Origin of the sequence: Pediococcus siamensis (genome assembly GCF_047220215.1) — a bacterium.
Classification (GTDB): domain Bacteria; phylum Bacillota; class Bacilli; order Lactobacillales; family Lactobacillaceae; genus Pediococcus; species Pediococcus siamensis.
In genome coordinates this window covers 1,062,487-1,083,184 of record NZ_CP178375.1, presented here as the reverse complement: position 1 = coordinate 1,083,184, position 20,698 = coordinate 1,062,487, and the positions used below count along the sequence as shown (strand labels likewise).

Here is a 20,698-nt window from a genome sequence, read left to right as displayed (position 1 = left end):
AATGTTGATGAAAGGAAGGATTTTCAAATGAATCCATTAATTAACAAAATTACCGAATCACAATTACGTGATGATATCCCTGAATTCCGTGCTGGAGATACAGTACGTGTTCATGCTCGTGTTGTTGAAGGCACACGTGAACGTATCCAGTTATTCGAAGGTGTGGTTATTAAACGCCACGGTGTTGGAATCAGCGCAACTTATACAGTTCGTAAGATCAGTAACGGTGTGGGTGTGGAACGGACTTTCCCATTACATTCACCACGTGTTGCTAAGATCGAAGTCGTTCGTCACGGACGTGTTCGTCGTTCTAAACTTTATTACTTACGTGCTTTACATGGTAAAGCTGCTCGTATCAAAGAAGATCGTCGTTAAGATCATACAACCTCTCATCAGGTTAGCTAAGCAAGGCCAAAACTGGCTTTGCTTATTTTTTTCGTTCTATTACAGAGGGCCAAATCATAAAAAAAGATTAAGGTTATCTGTTTACTTATTCAAAAAATGTCCAAAGTTTGCAAGATAGCGTATACTGAATCCTACAAGTTTACTGCTTGTTTCAGTCGGACTTATAAAGAGGGGAAGTTAAATTGAGATTTCGAAGACTAGTGGGCCTTTTGATTCTCATTGGAGGAATCTTTTTCGTTAGCAGTTCAGATTTCCAACCAATGATGAAACAGGCTGTTTCAACAGTTGATCAACACCTCACGCAAATTATCCAAAATTTTAAAACACCACGGCTTGCTGATAAATATGAGACCGACACTAAAACTAAGGAATCCTCCCAGGACAGCAGTTCTTCGGGACAAGTTAAAGCCACGCCATTAGAAAGTAATGTGCAGGGCAGAACCTTAAAGCGGACTTACTACTACCGTTTTGCTAGTGGCACACCTGATCGTGTAAAACAGGTTTTTGAACAAGCTGTCAAGGCATATAATAAAACAGGAATTGTGAAATTAATCGCCGGTTCTGGGAGCCAAAAACAAAACCAAATCGTTTTTTCAACTTATAACAGCGCAACCAAAACGCAAGCTAATGTGATTGAATTAGGGGTTGGCGGGCCAGAAATTATTCAGCAAACCGGTTGGGACGCGTACACGGCTAATCATGCTAGAGCAAAACTAAATATCCACTATGCCCAAGCGGTTAGTTTGTCGGTGGCAATGCATGAATTAGGGCACGCAATGGGGTTGGACCACAGTGCAGAGCGCTCCTCAGTCATGTATCCAGTGGATCAAGGAGTGACTAATCTGTCACGCGCTGATTTGGCAGGTTTGAAAAAAATATATCAATAATTATTTGCTTGAAAGGAAGAGACTCATAAAGTGACAAATTTAATGTTACTGGCAGCTACGGCCACCAATACTAAAATCGCGGTGGGCATTGGTTTAGTTGTTTTTGTCCTGTTATTTTTTAAACTCATCGTTGGATTTATTAAGTTTTGTTTTCGTCATCCGTTTCTATTTTTTATTTTGCTGATTTGTGGGGGACTTGGTTTCCTGTTTAATTTCTTATTTGCGGGAATCCTTATTTTAGCGGTTATTATCGGTGGAATTGCATTTATGCTCTTAAATGAATTTAATGCGTAACCAGAAATCCCCCAATGAATGACATGCGACACAAAAAAATTAAGATGAATTCCGGTAAGAACTGGTGAGTTTTCCAGTTTCTTATCGGAATTTTCTTTTTCCTGTTACGCGAAAGATGAAGTGGAGAGCAAACATAGCTTGCGACCTTCAATAGCCAAAATCGAGGAAAAGGCTGTCCTCTCTATTTAACGACAGAAGCCAGGCAATTCAAAGCATGAATCGTCCGGCTTCTGTCGCTATGCGCAAGTTAAAACACAATTCTGCACGCGCTTCTTTTTTTTAGTTTGCTAATTTTTATTTAAATGAGGATATTTTTTTGCGCGAATGTCATAAAATAACCACGCAATTCCTCCAAAGAAGAGTGGTCCGATCACGGTCCAAAAAGCCGTGGTCAGATCGTGCTCCAAGAGTGGTTCAATAATGGTAAAGACAATGCCAAAGGTTAAGACGACGAGCACTAAAGTGGTGGTCGTATAAACACTAAAGTTGGTCTTGTAGATGACAAATGGGCGGTTTAAATCTTGCCGACGTTTAAAGAATGGAAAAGCACCAATCAAGAACAAATAGGGGAAAGTAGTGGAAATATTGGCCATATCCGTTAAAATTGTGTAGAAACTTTGCGCGTCTGATCCGCCAAATGAAATGAATAAAATAAATAGACCAACGATTACGGCTTGACACCACATGGCAAATGCCGGCACACCAGCTTTGTTCAAAGTAGTCATCTTGGCCGGCCATAATTTTTTGGGTGAACCGAGAATAAAGGATTTTAATGGTGAATAAATCAGAACGAAAAACGAACCAAGATAGGCCATAAACATGCCTAAACCAGCAAAACGGGCAAACCATGCTCCCATGAGTAGTGCCATATGCGGCGACCACCCTAATGCCTGCGCAAATACCACACCTAAATTATTCATCATGACGTAGGTAATATTGCCCAGATCAACATTATGTCCAGAAAGGGTTTGGTGCCAATTGGTTGAGATGCCCCACAAAAAAATTGAAAGGGCGTACATGATACCAATCATGATCGTCGAAATAATAATCCCGCGCGGAAACGTTTTTTCCGGTTTCCTAAGGCTATCAGTAACGCCACCCATTGACTCCATACCGCCATAAGCAAAGACAGCGTAGACGATAAAGGAGATCATCGCCACTGGTGAGACAAACGCCGGATTAGGGGAATGGATGATGCTTGCGGCACTAAACGGTTCCGCTAAGCGGCCATGATTGAGCAATAAAATTGCCAAGCTCACCACAAATAAAACGACGTTTAAAAGGCTGACAAAAATTCCACCAAGAGAAGAAACTTTGGCAATAGAGGTTATCCCGCGAGTCGCACAGTAGGTCACAACTAAAATCCAAAGTACGCCTAACAAACCAACTGTTTGCGTAGCATTGAAACCTAGAAAATGCCAAGTCTGGGTCGCGTCATGACCTGCAAAAATTGTCGAAAAGGGAATCCATACTTTGGATGAGGTGGATACCATCCAGATGATCCAAGAAGACAGCCAGATAAAAGTGCCGATGAAAGCTAATTTTTCCCCGATAGATTGCTCCAGCCAGGAATAAATACCGCCCTTGGCATCTTTAAAAGTAGCCCCGTATTCTGCAAACATTAAGCCGCTGGGCAAGAAGAATAAGAATGCTGCAACGACATACCAAAGAATGCTTGCGTAACCCATTTGGTCGAACGCGACCGTGGTGTTGGCAAAGCCGAAGATTGAAGTGAAGATCATCAGTATTAACCCCGTAACTGAGATCTTTTTTGTGTTTTCCATTTTATTTACTTCCTCAAAGATTTAATTTTATAAGTTCATGTCCTGTTTGAAATTCAGCGGCGACATATCGGTCATTTTGGTAATCAATTGGGCACTTAATTGTTGCATGGCTTGCAGCCCCAACGCTGCATTCTGATTACTTTGACTAGTTAAATAATTTTCTAAGGCCTTCCCCTCCAAAGTTAAGGCCATTTTGTCACTAATATGCAAATTCGAAAGTAGCTGTTGTGTCGTTTTTTCTTGCACATCAGCCAGCAACGAGCCAAATTCCAAGTAATGGCTATCGACTAAGACACCAGCCTGTTTGTAGATCCAGTAAGCGGAATCTGGTTGATAGGTCTCCGAACCATTTTTGTAGCTTGTCGGCGTGTCTTTAATCCCCGCATAAAAGGGAATATATAAGCTTTGCGCTGCTACCCCCATAGCCAACCACTGAATTCCAGCGATCGCGGCGGGCAGATTTGGTCTCATTTGCAGGATGTGCGATTCTTGGGTTTTGGCTAAACTAATTGGCCGATACTGTGTTTTTTGACGCTGATCGCCTATACCGATGGGATCAAAAGGGGTTCCTTCATAATGTGAGCTTAAAATTTGTGCGACATCGCTAACTTGAATCAGTTTTTCTGCCTTACGGATAAAGGGCAAGTTTTGACTTTGAGGGGCTTGTACCACGCCTGGATTCAGCAATTTTTGGCCGTACCAAACACGCGGAGTATTATAGTAGGCGTCAGAAAGATCGTGAGTCCCAAAAATCTCACGAAAATTAAACCCGTTGCGGTGTGGATTAAGATGATTTTGAGTTACAAATTCCTTTAGCCCTGGGACAAACAGAAAATTATCCTGATCTTCAAAATCAATTTCTTGGATGGCCAATTGATTGGCGACCACGGCATAGCTGTCATCTGGAATTCGTTGTGCAACCCATTGGTGACCCGCAGCCGTTTCCATGTACCAAACTTCTTGGTTATCCGAAAAAAGAATCCCATTTGTCTCTGCAGTGCCATATTTTTCGATGATATTTCCCAGATACAAAACGCCGGCACGGGCCGTTTTGATGTAGGGGAGCGTGACGGTGACCATGGCTTCTTCACTGATTCCATTTGTGACGAGTGGATCTGCACCTAATGCTTGGGAGTTTGTATAGGCACTCTCAGTGGCGCTCATGGCCACACCATATTCATTAATGCCATCTTCTTCAAACAATCCAAACTTGTCAGTCCACTCGGGAGTTGCCGTATATTTGGCAGCTACAGACGGCAAGTTTAAAGTAAAACCGTTATCGTTGGATTTAAAAATTTGTGGTTCAGAAAATTCTTGATGGGGATGGACCACAAAATGCTTTGGCCACGCTGCACGAGCATCCTCGTTTCGTCCAATTATGGTTGAGCCATCAACTGTTGCTAAGCGGCCAGCTAAAAAACTGGTACATGCGGAATAGCCAGTTGTTTGATGAGTTATCATTTAAATTTCCTCCCTAAATGAATATATATGCAGTTTTCATTTTAGCATAACTTGAGTTTGTAATTTGGTAAATTTCTTGCGATAATGAAAAGTACTAGCAAGGAGGAAAACAGTTATGCCATTAGTTCATATTGATTTAATTGAGGGTCGTTCTACAGACCAATTACGGGCGTTGGTTCAAGATGTGACAGCCGCAGTTGCCAAAAATACGGGTGCTCCTGCTGAACACATTCATATCGTTTTAAATGAGATGCGACCTGATCGCTATAGTGATGGCGGTGTCTTAAGAAGCGACGAAAAACAGGCTTAAAAAAGAACCAAACTTAGCAATCCACGGTGACCGTTTGGGTTGGAAAGTTTGGTTCTTTTATTAATTGGCTAATTTTAAGTAAGCTTCTAAATAACGGGCCAGGCCGTCATGATTATTATCAAACTCGGTAATATCATTGGCAATCCCTTTAATTATCGGGGTGGCGTTACGCATGGCTACCCCACGACCAGCGTATGCCAACATTTCGGCGTCATTGTGTTCATCGCCAAACGCAATGATATTTTGGCGGTCAATATGATATTCTTTGGCTAAATAGGCGACCGCTTTGGCTTTTTGAATGCCCTTAGAAACGACTTCTAAGACGCTAGTTGGTCCGCCCCAGACGCCAACATCAACTTGTTGTCCGTAACGATGCAAAACAGTGTTGCGGACCACCTGTTCTTGGTGGGCATCAACAAAAAGGACCATTGAAGTCGGATTGCGGATTAGAGAGGTTCTAGAAAGCAGCTGATCCTGTGCTAAGGTCGTGGGAAAAAAGTTTAAACTCGCTGGTGGTAGGTGATTAGCTAAATAGGTATGTTTACCCTCGGCGGCGACCATCTTTAGTGGCAAATTTTGCTGATTATCAAGCATATCTAAGACAATTGCCTTGGATATGGTTCGTTTATATTCACCTTGCCAATGTTGATGGGGGATATGGGTAAGGGCACCATTAAAATTGACCATGGGTGTTTTTAACTGTAATTGATCATAGATGGCTGCGGAAATCCGATAGGGACGCCCTGTCACGATACTCACGAGATGTCCTGCTTTCGTAGCAGCTTGGATAACCGCAACCGTTTTTGGGGAAACCTGGTTTTGGCTATTGAGTGTTGTGCCGTCGAGATCAATTGTGATTAGTTTTTGTGACATGCCATTCCCTCCAATAAGCTTTATAATAAAAAGGTAAAAGTATCTTAATTTAAATTAACACATTTTGAGTTGGGATGCTATCAAATATAGAAATGAGTGAAAATATGCAATTACCAACGGCATTTATTCAAAAATATACAGAACTATTAGGAGAGGAGGCCCCCGCTTTTTTGGCTGCTTTTGAGGAGCAACCAACTAGGGGCTTTCGAGTAAATCCTTTAAAAGGGGGACAAACACCCACTGCACATACTCTTAAGGAGCCCGTTCAGTATTGTTCGTTTGGGTATTATGGAGCAGTTGATGGCAAAACTTTGGATCATCAAAGCGGGCTCATTTACAGCCAAGAGCCCAGTGCGATGTATGTTGGTGAAGTGGCACATCCCCAACCACAAGACCGCGTCTTAGACCTGTGTGCGGCTCCTGGGGGTAAAACAACCCACCTAGCTAGTTTTATGGCACAAGGTGGGCTTCTCGTTTCTAATGAAATCAATCGTAAACGGGCGGAGATTTTGGCTGAAAATGTGGAACGATTCGGACTCCAGAATACGGTTGTCACTAACGAGTCTCCGGATAGCTTGGAAAAATACTTTCCAGAATTCTTTAATGTAATTGTGGTGGATGCGCCATGTTCCGGGGAGGGGATGTTTCGTAAAGACCATGAAGCTGTCCAATACTGGACACCGGACTATCCTGCGTCTTGTGCTAATCGCCAAAAGAAAATTTTACAAAGTGCTTTGAAAATGTTGCGTCCCGGGGGGCGTTTAATTTACTCAACTTGTACTTTTGCGCCTGAAGAAGATGAACAAAACATGGCATGGCTTCTTCAAAACTATCCAGATATGCAAATGGTGCCGATTAAAAAGTTTCCGGGTATGCAAGATGGACGACCAGAATGGGCAGATGGCAATCCGCAATTAAAGGCAGCATTGCGTCTCTTTCCTCACCAAGTACGTGGCGAGGGACACTTTATTGCACAATTACAAAAGGCGGATGGGCAGATGCAGGTAAAGGCACCGAAGCCGCAAAAAACTAACCTGAATCGCCAACAAAAACAAGATTGGCATAAGGTTGAAGGTCAGATTTTAAAAACACCCATTCCGGAATCCCGGCTGCTTGTTTTTGGTGATTATCTTTATGCAATGCCAGCTAATTTGCCGCAGTTGGCGAATCTGCAGGTTGTCCGTCCGGGAGTCAATTTAGGAAGGTATAAGAAAAATCGCTTTGAACCCGGATTACCGCTCGCGCTGGCTAACCAACCAGAGGCTTTCGTGGCGCCTGTGCAACTCACGCAGGCACAGTGGGAAAACTACGTTCACGGGGATACGTTTACAGTATCAGAGGTATCAAATGGGTGGCATGTTTTGGTCTGCCGAGGTCTCACGGTTGGCTTTGGAAAAGTTGTGAATGGGACTGTTAAAAACTTCTATCCAAAGAAATTACGGTTTGCGGTTAGAAATAAATAAAAAGAGGGCGTCCAGTATCTGCTGGGGAAATCTAATTAAAGTCGGCTCCGTTCGTCAGATTGCCCAAACAACAGCAACTTCCGCAAAATTAGGTAGTTATGCCATGTTTATCACTCACAAATGGTTATAGAAAATAAAAAGGTGGTGTAACTGCAAACATCACCTAGGAAGCCGAACGATCGTTCTTTGAATCGTTCGGCTTCCGTCGTTAAGCAAAGAAATAAGGCTTTTCCCTGATTTGGACTATGAAAGTTCAAAGACTAAAAAAGACTGGAAAAATTTTTTCCAGCCTTTTTTTAGTTTTTCTTTTGAAACTTAACACGTTTAGTGTAATTTTATACAACAATCACTTGGAGCTAGGCTAAAGGAATCTGCCGCTGCTGACAATAGGTCATTAAGTCGGTGTTCAAGATGACATTCTGCCAGTTAAGTGCACGAGGACTTTTGACACCTTGAAGCGTGAGTAAGTCTGTGAGCTGTGTCTGCCACTGCTGAATTAATTGGATGGTTTCATTTTCGCCTTGTTTAATCAAGGTATGTAACAAAGCACCAGCAATACCGACCATTTCGGCACCCAACGCAAGACTCTTAACGATGTCCAGTGCGTTGCGAATGCCACCGCAGGCCACAATATGAAGTTGGCTTTGGCTACGGCGTGATTCAAGCAAGGATTCCACGGTTGTTAAGCCGTAGTTCTCAAATGCACGATAGGCCTTATCATGGCGACGTTCATTTTCAATTTTAGCGAAGTTGGTTCCTCCGTGTCCAGCAACATTGACCGTTTGAACACCAATGCTTTGGAGTCGCTGCATGGTTTGCGCTGTCATACCAAACCCGACTTCTTTCACAACGACAGGGACGGTGACGGTCTGAACAATTTCTCGGATATTTGCCAGCCAGTCAAAGGAACGGTCACCTTCGGGCATCACGATTTCTTGGGCTGCATTCAGGTGAATTTCAAGCAAATCGGCATCAATCATATCAATGGCTTTTTGGGCGTCACTGGCGGAATGGTTGGGCCCGATGTTAGCTAATAGGATGCCATTAGGATCAGTTTTACGAACAATGCTAAAAGTTTCGGCAACCTCAGGCTGTTTTAGAGCTACACTTTGTGAACCGACTGCCATCGGCAATTGTGTAGCTTTTGCAATTCGAGCGAGTTGTTGATTAAGTTTCCCAGTATACGTGCTGCCCCCAGTCATCGCTTCAATATAAAAGGGGTAATCTGTAACGATCCCCCCAAAACGACTCTTTAAATCAATTTGATCGCGGCTAATCTCTGGCAGACTATTGGGAATGAGGCGGACTTCTTGGAAACCAGCCGCGGCCTCTGGCTGATAAAAATGTTCTGCTAGCGAAACGTGTTCATCTTTGCGATGCGACTGAATATCTTTCATTATCGGTTCTCCTTAAAGCTCGGTCACGTTGTGAACATTAAATTTAAGCTGTTTGATCCCTTTTTCTTTCCAAGCCTTTAATAATTCTTTTGTTGAATTTTTCTTATTAATTAAGACGATTCCACAGTCACCACCACCAGCACCGGAACTTTTAGCGGCACCACCAGCCTTTTCAGCATCGTTGATCATTTCCTTTAAAACAGGGGTTTCGATCAAAACACGACTAAAATCACTTAGTTTTTTTAAAATGGCACGATTAATCCTTAATTGTTGCTGAATCACGGCAATGGATTGATCGTGAAAGCCGCGAATCATTTCTTTGATGCAGGCTTTGCTCTCTTTTAAAAACTCTTGATACTCGTGCTGTTCTTTGGCTCTTCCCATGGCTACCTTGTCAACCAGATGAGAAGTGGAGGCTGGTGAACCAGTCCAGCCAATCATTAGCTTCAAGTCGGAAGGGGGGGTCAGCAGTTCAATGTCTAATCCTGGCCAAGGTTTATTTAATAGATCCATTAAGGTCGTCTGGCGCCGTTGTGCAGACAGCCAGTCGCGATTAAATGAATGATAGGCAATCCAGCCGCCGTAAACACTAGCGGCAATATCGCCCAATGACCCATTGCCTTGCACATCAAAGTGAGCAATTGCAGCAAGTTTAAATAAAATATCTTTTGTTAAGGGAAGATGATAAAACTTAGCAAGGGCTTTGATAGTGGCAACGGTAACGGCAGCTGAACTGCCTAAACCATATTTTTTTCCATCTGCGCTATCCAAGTCACTATTGATATAAAGATTGTAAAGACCCAAATCTTTATGCAAGTTGCTCGCATATTCTTCGGTGAGATTGATTGCCGAAAGGATATAGTGAAACGGATTATCACGGTTATCGAAGACCATTTTAGCGCCTTTACGACGCCAAAAAATCGAGTTTTCATGATATTGTTCCGAAACAATTTGACCAACGTTTTCTGTTTTTTCAATTGAAGCTGTTACAAATTGGTTTAATGCCACAATAATGGCTGGGTATCCTGACTCAACTACCGCGTATTCTCCCGCGATGTAAAGTTTTCCAGGCGCTTTCACCGTAATCAATGGATCATGTCCCTTCAAAATTTAGAATTAAAATTTGGCTTATTTTGGTTTATAGATACGTTACCCCAGGACCGGGGTTGCAAATGGACAAAGCGTCATGCCCAACAATTTTAGCAAGTTGTGTCAAGAGAAGTTCATTATCTGCTTTAGCGCAAATCACTTTCACATTGGGGCCCGCATCCACAGTACTATAACATTTTACACCTTGTTCTCGTAAGTTGCGAACGGTGTTAAGGATTGCAAGCGTTTGAGGTTGAAAATAAGTAAAACTAGGATCAGCACCAAACGTTGTCGCGTGCATACGCATCGCGTTTTCTTCAGCTAAGGTGCCTAATTTTGCTAAGTTTTTATTAAGGATCGCCTCTGTCATCGGCGCCACATCTGCCTGCGCCGCTTTTACCCAGGCTGGGAAAAATGGTGAAGTTTTTACAACACTTTGCATGCCGTTGGTACTGCTGACTTTTTTTTCGTTCGTATTAATCAAAACGGTAATTAAGTTAATGTCCCAATCGACCTTTGATTGAATACTCTCTGCATAAGAACTTTGATTATCAGTCCCAGCATGCCAGTGCACAAAACCACCAAAAATGGAGCGTGAGGCGGAACCGGATCCATGTCGCGCAAGAATGGAAAGTGCACGTTTATCCAAAGTTAGCCCAGCAGCCTTAGCACTTGCAGCGGCTAAAGCTGCAAATGCTGAGGCAGAAGACGCTAGACCAGCCGAAGTCGGAACATGATTGGTGGAATAGACGCGAGCGGCGGTATGGATCTGAGCCTGCCCGCGAACTAAATCCAAAACACGTTTGGCGCGTGTTAATCCTGATCCGGTCAGCGGCTTTTCGTCGACACTTATTTCGTCTTTTTTCAAGTGCTGAGAAAATTCAACGGAAGTGTCAGTGTAGAACTGATCTAAGGTTAACGAAATACTGTCATTATAGGGAAGGATTAACTCGGAATCTTTTTTTCCCCAATACTTTAAAAGTGCGATGTTGGTATGGGCACGTGCAGTTATCATACTTAAACTCCTTTGTGATTCATACGGGCTAGCGGCTCAATCCAGGTTTGAACGGCACCGTTTTGTTCTAATAAACTAGCAATTTTTTTGGCCTTTTCGGATGTGTCAGTCAAAGCAATTAGGCAACCCCCCATACCGCCACCGGTTAGTTTGGCGCCCAGTGCACCATGTGAAAGGGCTAGTCCGGCAAGCTTATCCAAAGCAGGATGGCTAACCCCTAGCGTTTGCAAAAGGTGGTGTGAGTTTGTCATTATAGCCCCCAGTTTTGGCGTGTTACCGTCAGCTAATAGCGTACGGGCTGCTTTAGCGTTTGCGCCAAGTTTTTCGATGGCGGGCTGAGCTTGTGGATTTTCTGCTAATTGCTTTTTTACGTGTTGAACTGCTAAACCAGTTTGACCCATAATGCCAGTGTCCGCAATAATCAAATAAGCCTTTTGATTGATGGGAATGGCTTGGGGACGACGCCCGCGAATAAACCAGATTGGTACCCGTGAGCCTGCTGTTGCGGCATCTAGACCGCTAGGATTGCCATGAATGTATTGTTCCGATACATCGGCTAGCCGCAATAATTCCGCGTGCGTCAGGGGATGCTGAAAGAAATGATAGAAAGCACGTATGATGGCAATAGCCGTTGCGGCAGATGACCCCATTCCGCGTTCGGCTGGAATGGCACTCGAAATTTTCATCTGAAACGGGGTATGCTCTTCATCTAGTAAGGTCAGGATGGTATTAATCAATAGTTGAATTCCCGTCTGGCTTTCTGGCATCTGGGTAAGCGATCCGTTAAAATAGCGGCTCTGGATGTGTTGACCGGTCGGTGTTTGCTCGATTACAACCGTCGTCTTTATCTCAGAAATAGGGAAGCAAATGGCAGGTTGACCGTAAACAACACTGTGCTCACCCCAAAAAATGATTTTAGCATGACTTTGACCAGTAGCGGATTTTAACAAAACTATCGCTCGCTTTCAGAAATAAGTTTATTGTTACTTTCAGTTTAGCGTTTTATTGGCTTTTGAGGCCAAACAAAAGTATATCTTAACATATTTTTAGAATAAACAGTATCACTTTCATTTGATTATTTTTTGTCTGAGATTTGTGTTTTTCTGTTATTTGCAGAGTAGATTTCATTTAAGCTTAAGAGCGAATGTAGTATCATAAAAACTATGGAATAAACATTTTAAATTTGATTGGTGAGAATATGGATTCAAATACGACATATGCAGTGGTGGACATTGAAACAACCGGCACGAATCTGAATGCGAATGAACGAATTATTCAGATCGGGTGTGTATTTGTTCAAAATCACAAAATCATAAACACTTTTGCAACGGACGTCAATCCAGAAATGGCAATTCCGAATGCCATTCAACAGCTAACGGGGATTACGAATCAACGCGTGCGTCATGCACCGCTATTCGATGATATTGCGCCCACGTTATTTGGTATGCTTTCGGACACGGTATTTGTGGCTCACAATGTGAATTTTGATTTTCCGTTCTTAAATTATGAACTGGAACGGGTTGGGTATCCCAAATTGGAAATCAAAGCTGTTGACACGGTGACTTTAAGTCAAATTTTGTTGCCAACCGTAAACGGGTATCGGCTACGTGATTTATCACGTTACTTTGGCATCCAACACAAACATCCGCATTCTGCGGATAGTGACGCTTTAGCCACAGCGAAACTTTTTATCATGCTCTTGAAACGGTTAGCGGCTCTACCGCTATTAACCTTACAGCAATTGACGAAATTGTCGGGGAGCCTCCCCCGTCAGACGGCAGAATTGATTGCGCAGGCTGAAGATAGCAAACAACAGCATCCAGGTGAGCTGCCAAGCTATTTGACGATTCGGCATAATCTGGTTTTACGTCAGCAACGCACCGAGATTGTGCACGAAACGGCACCCAAATTAGGCCGTTATCCGCAGTCCAAAAAGGCAAAGTTAACGCTGTTTGCAGGTGACCTAGGCTGGCGTAGTGCTCAAGCCCGGATTATGAATGCCATCTATGCAAATTATCATAAAGATACACAAAATGCTTTGGTGGTCGAAGCACCGACTGGGATTGGTAAGTCCCTGGCTTATTTACTTCCGTTTACTTATTTAGCATTTGAATCCCATCTGCCGGTAGTGATCAGTTCGACCACCACCTTATTACAATCGCAACTCATGGAAAAAGCCATCCCCATTTTAAGTAAGATTTTAAAGACTTCACTTCAAGCCACCTTAGTTAAGGGAAGTAATCACTACCTTGATTTGGCCAAGTTTTCACAGCAACTTGATGAAAGCGATCCTGCAAATCAAAGCCGCTTAATTAAAATGAAATTGTTAGTCTGGTTAACCATGACTAAAACGGGAGATTTAGATGAACTGCATATCAACAATCATAAAATCCCGTTACTCAATGAGGTCCGTCATCAGGGGATGACGAGTTTAGATACTGCTAATCCCTTTTATGAAGTTGATTTTTACAAGCGCGTCATTCAAAAAGCACACATTTCTCAAATCGTAGTTACCAATCACGCTTTTTTAGCACGGCATGCAGATTTGCTGGGGAATAAGGCGCAACGCCCGTACCTGGTGATTGATGAAGCGCAGCGTTTCGTCAACACGATTTTACAAGAGAACCGCTTAACCTTTGATATTAACCATTTGATGAGTATGGCGCATAGTGCGGTTAGCCATATCCGCATGCATGAAGGGCTCAATCGCTCTCCGGTTGTTCAAAGCGATACGATGGCAAGTTTTCATGCTAACCAAGTAGCGGATGAATTAGAGCGCATCAATCAGTTCATTGCTGGGCTGCAGAACCGTTTATTTACAACATTTTTGGCGCAGAAAATACCCACTGATACCAAGGATCTACCTTTTCAAAAAATCGTAACTGGCGTTGAACTGGCACAATTTATTAAGGAAAACCGTCAGACTTTAACGCAATTGCGAGATAGCTTGGCCGCTGAAATCTTGGCTTTTTCTACTTTGGAGAAGTTGGTTTGGCAACAGCAGCAGAATTTCGTTGAATCTGAGATTCGTGTGTGGCTAAAATTACGAAATTGCCAGTTAGAAATTGAAACGCAAGCACAAAACTTTTCTAAAATTTTTCAATCCTTTTTACAGGCTTCCACCCCCAAACCGCAAGACGGTGATTTTTATTGGATTCAAGTGGGTCCTAATCATGACGCTGGCAGTGTGAGTTTTTCGAAGGGAATTGTGGAAAGTGCGCACTACATTAAAACTAAAGTTTACCCGTGGTTCCAAAAACCAACTTTAATTGGGGCAACACTTTTTTCTAATAGTCGTTCCAAGTATTTCCTAAATCAGGTAGGCCTGGCAAAAGATACAACCACGGTCAAAAAATTCAGCAGTCCCTTTAATTTTGCCGATAATGCACTTTTACAGATTGTAAATGATGGTCCGGTTATTAATGAAATTACAACGGACGCCTATGCGCAGTATTTAACTAAGGCCATTTATCAACTTGCCCAGGTAACCCCGGGAAAAATTTTAGTTTTGTTTAATTCCTTGGCCACCATTAAAGATGTGTATGGTTACATTCAAAAGACAGACCTTGGCAAGCATCGTCGCTTGCTAGTGCAGGGGATAAATGGTACTAAATCTAAACTCACCAGAGAGTTCTTGTCGAATTCGACCGGTATCCTTTTTGGTGCTTCTAGCTTTTGGGAAGGGATGGATCTGGCAAATGGTCAGCTTGATCTTTTGATTATGACGCGATTACCATTTGATTCTCCGGATGAAATTTTTACAAAGGCCGAGACAAAAATACAACGTCAGGCACATCAGAATCCATTTATGAAAACTATATTGCCACGAAGTATTTTAAGATTAAAACAGGGGATTGGGCGGTTAATTCGATCAGAAACCGATTTTGGCGCAGCAGTTATTTTAGATCGGCGCATTATTGATAAGCGCTATGGGAAGGTTATGTTGCATAGTTTGCCTAAAGAAATGCCCGTGCAGCAACTGCCTTTAGACCAAGTCAACCCAGCCCTTAAAGAATTCTTTAAAAAACATCACTAATTAAGTAAGCTTTCTTTGTTATAATAGGGAAGTTCAAAGTTTAAGAGAAAGTGGGCAAGTCATTTGAAACGTTCAAGAAAGCATAATAGTCATTGGTTTTTGATTTTTATGGCAACCATCATCATTCTAATTGGGGGAACGTCCATTATCTATCATGAGGTTCGAAAGCCAGTAGATTCTGCCAAAAGCCAATCTTTAAAAATTGCCAAAAAATATGCCCACTTAAAAACAGAAACGGATTTTTCTTGGGCTAACACAGAGCAAACTTTTTATACCGTGACCGGTGTGACAAAGCAAAATATCCCTGTCTATGTGATTATTTCAAATAACGGGAAAAAAGTCCGTATTTATAAGCAGGCGGCTGGGATTGATCGGAACACAGTGTTAAAGAAAATCTGGAACACTTACAATCCCAAGAAGGTAACGACAATTTCGATGGGAATTTACAAGCAAAAGCCCGTTTGGGAAGTCGCATATATGAATGGCTCTGGACAATTGTGTCTGAAAACTTTAAACTTTAAAAATGGAGCTGTTGTTCGCTCAGTGAATAACATTTAAACGAATAAACTCGAGGAGGAACTTAATCTTGGAACGTATCAGTATTATTGATTCCAAAGATCATGTCGATGAACGTGTGCAAATCGGCGTTTGGTTAACGGACAAACGATCAAGTGGAAAAATCAGCTTTCTACAATTACGTGACGGCACTGCTTTCTTTCAAGGCGTGGTAGTCAAAAATGTTGTCGGGGACGAAATCTTTGAATTGGCAAAGAAACTCCGTCAGGAAACAAGTATGTGGGTAACAGGGACCGTTCATAAAGATGATCGTTCCCATTTTGGATATGAAATTGAAGTGGACGGTATCGAAGTTATAGGGGAAAGTGGCGATTATCCGATTACCCCGAAAGAACACGGCATTGACTTTTTATTAGATCATCGTCATCTATGGTTGCGCTCATCGCGTCCGCACGCCATTATGGAAATCCGGAATGAAGTTATTCGGGCAACTTACGAATTCTTTAATCAGGAGGGATTCATTAAAATTGATGCCCCAATTTTGACAGACAGTGCACCAGAAGGAACCACGGAGTTATTTAAGACAAAGTATTTTGATCGGGAAGCCTATCTATCCCAAAGTGGACAACTGTATGAAGAGGCTGGCGCTATGGCATTCGGCAAAGTCTTTTCTTTTGGACCAACCTTCCGCGCAGAGAAGTCGAAGACGCGCCGTCATCTGACAGAGTTCTGGCAAATCGAACCAGAAATGGCCTTCATGCATCAAGAAGAAAGTTTGCAAGTTCAAGAGTGTTATATTGCTTTTCTTGTGCAAAATGTTATTGATCATTGTGACTATGAGTTGAAAATTTTGGGTCGCGATGTTGAAACGCTCAAGAAATATACAAAATTGCCATTTGCTCGAATCACGTACGATAAGGCGATTGAAATGTTGCAAAACTCTGGTCAATTTGACGATCTTCAATGGGGGGCAGATTTTGGTTCACCAGAAGAGACCTATTTAGCTGACCAATTTGATCAGCCAGTATTTGTGATGAACTATCCGAAGGCAGTCAAACCGTTTTACATGAAACCACATCCAACTCGTGATGATTTGGTTATTTGTGCGGATCTTTTAGCACCAGAAGGTTATGGGGAGATCATCGGCGGCTCTGAACGCGCAACTGACTATGATTACTTAGTAGAACAAATTAAAAAATCTGGTCAGGATCTCAAAAATTACGAATGGTATTTAGATTTACGTAAGTATGGATCAGTGCCGCATTCTGGTTTTGGTCTGGGCCTCGAACGTGCTTTGACTTGGATTACTGGCGAGGATCATGTCCGGGAAACAATTCCCTTCCCAAGAATGTTGCACCGTTTGAATCCATAAGGCTGTTCAAAGGAGCGTTAGATTATGGATGGACAAACGCGAGAATTCTTAAGAGCTGGTAACACAGTCGTTTCCAACTACTTAATTACTCACTTTCATCAGATTGGGCTCACTAATGATGAATTAATCATTTATCTGATTATTGAAAAACAACGTGAACAAGGCGACCTTTTTCCAAGTTCTAAGTTAATTGCCAAAGAAAGTGGGCTGACAGAGAGTAAGGTTTATGAATTATTACACGAAATGATTCAAAACAATCTAATGGAGATTAAAACAACTAAGCATACGGATGGAAAAAGCTATGATCAGTATAGCTTTGAAAAGTTGTTTGAAAAACTGCTACAAGCGGCTAATGAGACGGTTCAGACAAAAAAACAGGCTTCAGCCAAGGCTGAGCAAGAAACTGTTTTTGCACAGATTGAAACTGAATTTGGTCGTCCGCTTTCACCAATTGAATACGAGACCATTAATCAATGGCTGACGGATGATCACTATGCTCCAGAGCTGATTTCACTGGCACTCAAAGAAGCGGTTTTGAGTCAGGCATACAGCTTGCGGTATATGGATCGAATTCTATTGAATTGGGAAAAGAAAAATCTGACCACGGTTAGCCAAGTTCAAAAAGAGTCCGAACGGCAACGAGAAAATAGTCATTCTCGGAGTACAGATAGTGAGCGGCAGACGAAGGCGGATTTAACCGGACCCAAAATTCCCATTTACAAAATTTCTGACCAGCCAAAAAAATCCTAATAAAATAACCCTCAACTTTTAAGTTGGGGGTTATTTTTTTGGAAAGATTTAACTATTCTGATTTGCTACTTGATGATGAACTGCTGGATGAGCTGCTGGTAGAACTAGAACTGACGGAACTAGTAGAAGAACTGCTCGACGACGAACTACTGGAGGAACTGCTAGAACTGCTATTCGCACTACTGCTATTGCTGTTGCTATTACTACTGCTCTTAGATGACGTTTCACGACTAGTTGCCTGGGAGCTTTCTGAACTAGAACTGTAACTTGAAGAATTATTTTGTGAATACTCATCACTAGAACCCGAATTACTGTAGCTGGTATTTGCTTTAAAGAGTTCGCGCACACCATTTACGGTTTTTTCAGTGACGCTGGAAGGTTTTACCCAGTTTTCATTAGAAACCGACTGTGCAAGATAACTCATCATACTTCGATAAACGAGTTGTGCAATTTTTGTTTCTTCTGAACTCAAGAAACCTGAAGCCGTATTTTGCTGATCATAACCGGTCCAAACTGACATGCTGTAGTGACGCGTGTAACCAGTAAACCAAGAGTCCATTGAGGCGCTGCTGGGATAGTTGCTAGCAATGTCGTCAGGGTAGGCTGTGGTTCCGGTTTTTCCGGCTTGATATAACCCGGAGATATTTGCAGAAGTTCCCGAGCCGTTAGCGTCAGTTAAAACACCCTTGAGCATATCCGTTATCATATAGGCAGTGGCTTTACTCATCGCCCGTTTTCCTTGACTGCTGTAACGATAGGTTTTACCACTCTGTGTCTCAATTTTATTGACATAATAGGGTTTGTAGTAGGTTCCGCCATTTGCGAATGCCGCGTAAGCCGCCGACTCTTGCAATGGTGAGATATATAACCCAATCCCATTTTGCAGGTTATAAGTTTTCTTTTGTGAAATACCTAAACCGCTTAGGAAGGTGGTTGCCTTGCTAATACCAACATCTTGGAGCGTGCGGATGGCAGGAATATTTCGTGATTGTATCAGCGCCTGACGCATGGTCATTTTGCCTTCATACTTTTTATCAAAGTCGTATAGCTTGATGTTTGTCCCAGGGTAGGTGAACGGTTCATCTTTGACAGTACGACTCGTTGGCCAATTCAAATATTGAATTGCTGGACCGTAATCCATCAGAGGTTTAGCAGTTGAACCGCTACTGCGATCCGTTTGGACAGCCCGGTTCAAACCGAATGTCACACTACCAGTTTGACGACCACCAAGCATCGCTACCACTTTTCCATTATTAGGATTCGTAATTGAAACGCCTAACTGAAATTTAGAATCAGGAAATTGGACGTACTTATTCGTATTGGCGATTTCGTAGAGGCGCTTTTGTGCCGCAAGATCGAGATTCGTATAAATCTTAAGACCTGCCGTATATGGACTAAAGCCCTTAGCTTCCACACTGCTAATGACCTGTTTTAAATAAGCATCAACTACTTTACTGTTTACCGTTGACAACCCACTGGAACTATGGGTTTTTACTAGGCCAGTTTTAATGCTTGTTTTTTTAGCTTGGGCCGCCTGTGCTGCTGTGATAACGTTATTGTCCGCCATAGCCTGGAGAACAATATTACGTCTCGCTAGAGCATATTTTGGATATTTTATGGGATCATAACTCGTTGGGGCTTGCGGCATACCAGCTAATAAAGCGAGCTGGGGAAGGGTTAATTTAGAAAGTGACTTGCCATAATAATACCTTGCAGCCGTTCCCATGCCATAAACACCATTTCCCATGTAAACCTTATTGATATAGAATTCCAGAATCTTATCTTTAGAGTACTTTTTGTCTACCTGTAAGGCTAACCAAGCTTCTTGGGCCTTGACGCGTAAAGTTCGATCCTTTGCTGACGTTGAAAAGACAGAAAGCTTCACGAGCTGTTGGGTCAGCGTGCTGGCACCTTGCAGACCAAGTGAAGAACCGGTAATATTAGCAAAAGCAGCCCCCACAATGCGGACAGGGTCAACGCCGTTGTTTTTATAGAACCGCTTATCTTCAATGGAAACAACTGCGCTCTTTAAAGTTTTGGGGATTTCGTCTGCTTTGACATAGTCACGATTTTGGGACCCTAAGCGACTAATCACTTTACCGTCCTTATCGTAAATAACGGTAGCTTCATCACTTGATAATTGCTTTTCACTAATGCTAGGGGCATTCTTAGCATAGTACATAAATAAACCTGCTCCAGCCAACAAGGCAACAATAAAAATGCCAATTAACCATAACAGAATACGGAAAAAGATTGATCGTTTTCTGTGTGGCGGGGAGGTTAGTTGTGAATGTTGTGTACGATGGTACTGATTATTATCGGAACCGCGATTATTCCTTTGCATTGTGCTCTCCTTCGTATCTCTTAATTAACTCGTCAACGGCCTCCAAGTAGGGTATCAAAGGATTTAGTTGATATTTAATTAAGTAGCCATTTTCTTGAATATAGCTAAGTGGAATAGACTTTCTACCACCATTTTTTTGTGCATCCCAATATGAGAAAAGATTTGTGGCCGGCAGTAAAAAAATTTGGTCAAGTTCCACGAATTTTATTACTGTAAAGCAAATTCCCTTTGCCGCCAGACACGCCTTCATGTGACGAATTTGATGCTCATGAAAATTATTTAGAGGAAAAGCGGTTTTTCGCTTTGTTTCTTTAGCATCAAAGTCGATATAATATCCCTGGTAAACGCCATTATAATCGGTCGTGGATGCCTGCCGAAAATAGGCCTCTTTTATCACGGCAGCACTGCGTTTGGGGTAGTCTACCTTAACAATTTGAATTGGCGTCGGCTTTTTATGAATTACCGCAATCCCGTGGGAAAGGTAGTACTGATTGCTTTCATTGAGTTCATCTTCTAGGGTCATACCGCGTTTGCCAAACTGGGTAGGAGCCTTTCTGATTTTTTTGGGTGTTGCTGATAAACTGTCAGTAGTAAACCTTTTTCCGTTTGGATAATGAAAGTTCACGTCTATATCACTTCCTATTTTCTATATTATACTATAGATGTAAAGGTAAAACATTTTTGAAATAGTTTTTTAAAATT

17 protein-coding genes and 1 pseudogene are annotated in these 20,698 nt (G+C 42.3%); 9 read left to right on the top strand and 9 right to left on the bottom strand.

All coding sequences use genetic code 11. From position 1 onward, the window contains the following. The first annotated feature begins 27 nt into the window (after positions 1–27). From rplS to ACLJJ6_RS05145, 3 genes are all read left to right on the top strand, one after another. Entirely contained in the window at positions 28–375 is a 348-nt protein-coding gene (gene rplS / locus ACLJJ6_RS05155) for a 50S ribosomal protein L19 (RefSeq protein WP_412990362.1), read from the top strand. 212 nt (positions 376–587) lie between these two features. Further along, entirely contained in the window at positions 588–1,292 is a 705-nt protein-coding gene (locus ACLJJ6_RS05150) for a matrixin family metalloprotease (RefSeq protein WP_412990361.1), read from the top strand. Between the two features lie 30 nt (positions 1,293–1,322). Continuing rightward, positions 1,323–1,586: a hypothetical protein gene (locus ACLJJ6_RS05145; RefSeq protein ID WP_412990360.1), complete on the top strand. Its 264-nt coding sequence runs from the start codon at positions 1,323–1,325 to the stop codon at positions 1,584–1,586. A gap of 287 nt (positions 1,587–1,873) precedes the next feature. Here the strand turns inward: ACLJJ6_RS05145 and yjeM are convergent, their stop codons facing one another. Beyond that, positions 1,874–3,370, bottom strand: a complete 1,497-nt coding sequence (gene yjeM / locus ACLJJ6_RS05140; protein ID WP_412990359.1) for a glutamate/gamma-aminobutyrate family transporter YjeM — start codon at positions 3,368–3,370, stop codon at positions 1,874–1,876. Positions 3,371–3,397: 27 nt separating this feature from the next. Beyond that, positions 3,398–4,831 (bottom strand): C69 family dipeptidase, encoded by a 1,434-nt coding sequence (locus tag ACLJJ6_RS05135; RefSeq protein ID WP_412990358.1) that lies wholly within the window; start codon positions 4,829–4,831, stop codon positions 3,398–3,400. Between the two features lie 112 nt (positions 4,832–4,943). Between ACLJJ6_RS05135 and ACLJJ6_RS05130 the strand changes: the two are divergent. After that, positions 4,944–5,141 (top strand): annotated as a pseudogene (locus ACLJJ6_RS05130) (2-hydroxymuconate tautomerase); the annotation flags it as partial. A gap of 60 nt (positions 5,142–5,201) precedes the next feature. Here ACLJJ6_RS05130 and ACLJJ6_RS05125 read toward each other — a convergent pair. Further along, positions 5,202–6,014: a Cof-type HAD-IIB family hydrolase gene (locus tag ACLJJ6_RS05125; protein ID WP_412990357.1), complete on the bottom strand. Its 813-nt coding sequence runs from the start codon at positions 6,012–6,014 to the stop codon at positions 5,202–5,204. Between the two features lie 104 nt (positions 6,015–6,118). Here ACLJJ6_RS05125 and ACLJJ6_RS05120 point away from each other — a divergent pair, with 104 nt between their 5' ends. Next, a complete protein-coding gene (locus ACLJJ6_RS05120; protein ID WP_412990356.1) occupies positions 6,119–7,477 on the top strand; it encodes an RsmB/NOP family class I SAM-dependent RNA methyltransferase in 1,359 nt (452 codons plus the stop codon). A gap of 356 nt (positions 7,478–7,833) precedes the next feature. On the opposite strand, the gene fni is transcribed toward ACLJJ6_RS05120, so the two are convergent. From fni to mvk, 4 genes are read right to left on the bottom strand one after another with little or no spacing between them, the layout of a single operon-like run. Further along, complete coding sequence (gene fni / locus ACLJJ6_RS05115) at positions 7,834–8,874, bottom strand: type 2 isopentenyl-diphosphate Delta-isomerase (protein ID WP_412990355.1); 1,041 nt, start codon at positions 8,872–8,874, stop codon at positions 7,834–7,836. A 12-nt stretch (positions 8,875–8,886) separates the two neighbouring features. Beyond that, positions 8,887–9,963 carry a phosphomevalonate kinase gene (locus ACLJJ6_RS05110; RefSeq protein WP_412990354.1) on the bottom strand — a complete coding sequence of 359 codons (1,077 nt, stop codon included), beginning with the start codon at positions 9,961–9,963 and terminating at the stop codon, positions 8,887–8,889. Between the two features lie 49 nt (positions 9,964–10,012). Next, positions 10,013–10,978 (bottom strand): diphosphomevalonate decarboxylase, encoded by a 966-nt coding sequence (gene mvaD / locus ACLJJ6_RS05105; RefSeq protein WP_412990353.1) that lies wholly within the window; start codon positions 10,976–10,978, stop codon positions 10,013–10,015. A gap of 2 nt (positions 10,979–10,980) precedes the next feature. After that, the gene (gene mvk, locus ACLJJ6_RS05100; RefSeq protein ID WP_412990352.1) at positions 10,981–11,928 is read right to left on the bottom strand and encodes a mevalonate kinase; all 948 of its coding nucleotides are present in this window, start codon (positions 11,926–11,928) and stop codon (positions 10,981–10,983) included. Positions 11,929–12,176: 248 nt separating this feature from the next. On the opposite strand from mvk, the gene ACLJJ6_RS05095 reads away from it, so the two are divergent. The 4 genes from ACLJJ6_RS05095 (at position 12,177) to ACLJJ6_RS05080 (ending at position 17,652) form a co-directional block, all read left to right on the top strand. Further along, on the top strand, positions 12,177–15,014 hold the full coding sequence (locus tag ACLJJ6_RS05095) for a helicase C-terminal domain-containing protein (RefSeq protein ID WP_412990351.1): 2,838 nt from the start codon (positions 12,177–12,179) through the stop codon (positions 15,012–15,014). Positions 15,015–15,077: 63 nt separating this feature from the next. After that, positions 15,078–15,572: a DUF5590 domain-containing protein gene (locus ACLJJ6_RS05090; protein WP_412990350.1), complete on the top strand. Its 495-nt coding sequence runs from the start codon at positions 15,078–15,080 to the stop codon at positions 15,570–15,572. A 28-nt stretch (positions 15,573–15,600) separates the two neighbouring features. Continuing rightward, positions 15,601–16,902, top strand: coding sequence for an asparagine--tRNA ligase (gene asnS, locus ACLJJ6_RS05085; protein WP_412990348.1), 1,302 nt, complete (start codon positions 15,601–15,603; stop codon positions 16,900–16,902). A gap of 24 nt (positions 16,903–16,926) precedes the next feature. After that, entirely contained in the window at positions 16,927–17,652 is a 726-nt protein-coding gene (locus ACLJJ6_RS05080; RefSeq protein ID WP_412990346.1) for a DnaD domain protein, read from the top strand. A 52-nt stretch (positions 17,653–17,704) separates the two neighbouring features. On the opposite strand, the gene ACLJJ6_RS05075 is transcribed toward ACLJJ6_RS05080, so the two are convergent. Further along, complete coding sequence (locus tag ACLJJ6_RS05075) at positions 17,705–19,996, bottom strand: PBP1A family penicillin-binding protein (protein ID WP_412990345.1); 2,292 nt, start codon at positions 19,994–19,996, stop codon at positions 17,705–17,707. Continuing rightward, positions 19,983–20,621, bottom strand: a complete 639-nt coding sequence (gene recU / locus ACLJJ6_RS05070; protein ID WP_412990343.1) for a Holliday junction resolvase RecU — start codon at positions 20,619–20,621, stop codon at positions 19,983–19,985. Before recU ends, ACLJJ6_RS05075 begins: the two co-directional genes overlap by 14 nt. Between the last annotated feature and the right edge of the window lie 77 nt (positions 20,622–20,698).

What these genes read in the sequence shown, in the direction of transcription:
- rplS (WP_412990362.1), top strand. Translation starts at nt 28, where the DNA reads ATGAATCCATTAATTAACAAAATTACCGAATCACAATTACGTGATGAT.
- yjeM (WP_412990359.1), bottom strand. Translation starts at nt 3,370, where the DNA reads ATGGAAAACACAAAAAAGATCTCAGTTACGGGGTTAATACTGATGATC.
- ACLJJ6_RS05135 (WP_412990358.1), bottom strand. Translation starts at nt 4,831, where the DNA reads ATGATAACTCATCAAACAACTGGCTATTCCGCATGTACCAGTTTTTTA.
- ACLJJ6_RS05125 (WP_412990357.1), bottom strand. Translation starts at nt 6,014, where the DNA reads ATGTCACAAAAACTAATCACAATTGATCTCGACGGCACAACACTCAAT.
- ACLJJ6_RS05120 (WP_412990356.1), top strand. Translation starts at nt 6,119, where the DNA reads ATGCAATTACCAACGGCATTTATTCAAAAATATACAGAACTATTAGGA.
- fni (WP_412990355.1), bottom strand. Translation starts at nt 8,874, where the DNA reads ATGAAAGATATTCAGTCGCATCGCAAAGATGAACACGTTTCGCTAGCA.
- mvaD (WP_412990353.1), bottom strand. Translation starts at nt 10,978, where the DNA reads ATGATAACTGCACGTGCCCATACCAACATCGCACTTTTAAAGTATTGG.
- ACLJJ6_RS05095 (WP_412990351.1), top strand. Translation starts at nt 12,177, where the DNA reads ATGGATTCAAATACGACATATGCAGTGGTGGACATTGAAACAACCGGC.
- ACLJJ6_RS05080 (WP_412990346.1), top strand. Translation starts at nt 16,927, where the DNA reads ATGGATGGACAAACGCGAGAATTCTTAAGAGCTGGTAACACAGTCGTT.
- ACLJJ6_RS05075 (WP_412990345.1), bottom strand. Translation starts at nt 19,996, where the DNA reads ATGCAAAGGAATAATCGCGGTTCCGATAATAATCAGTACCATCGTACA.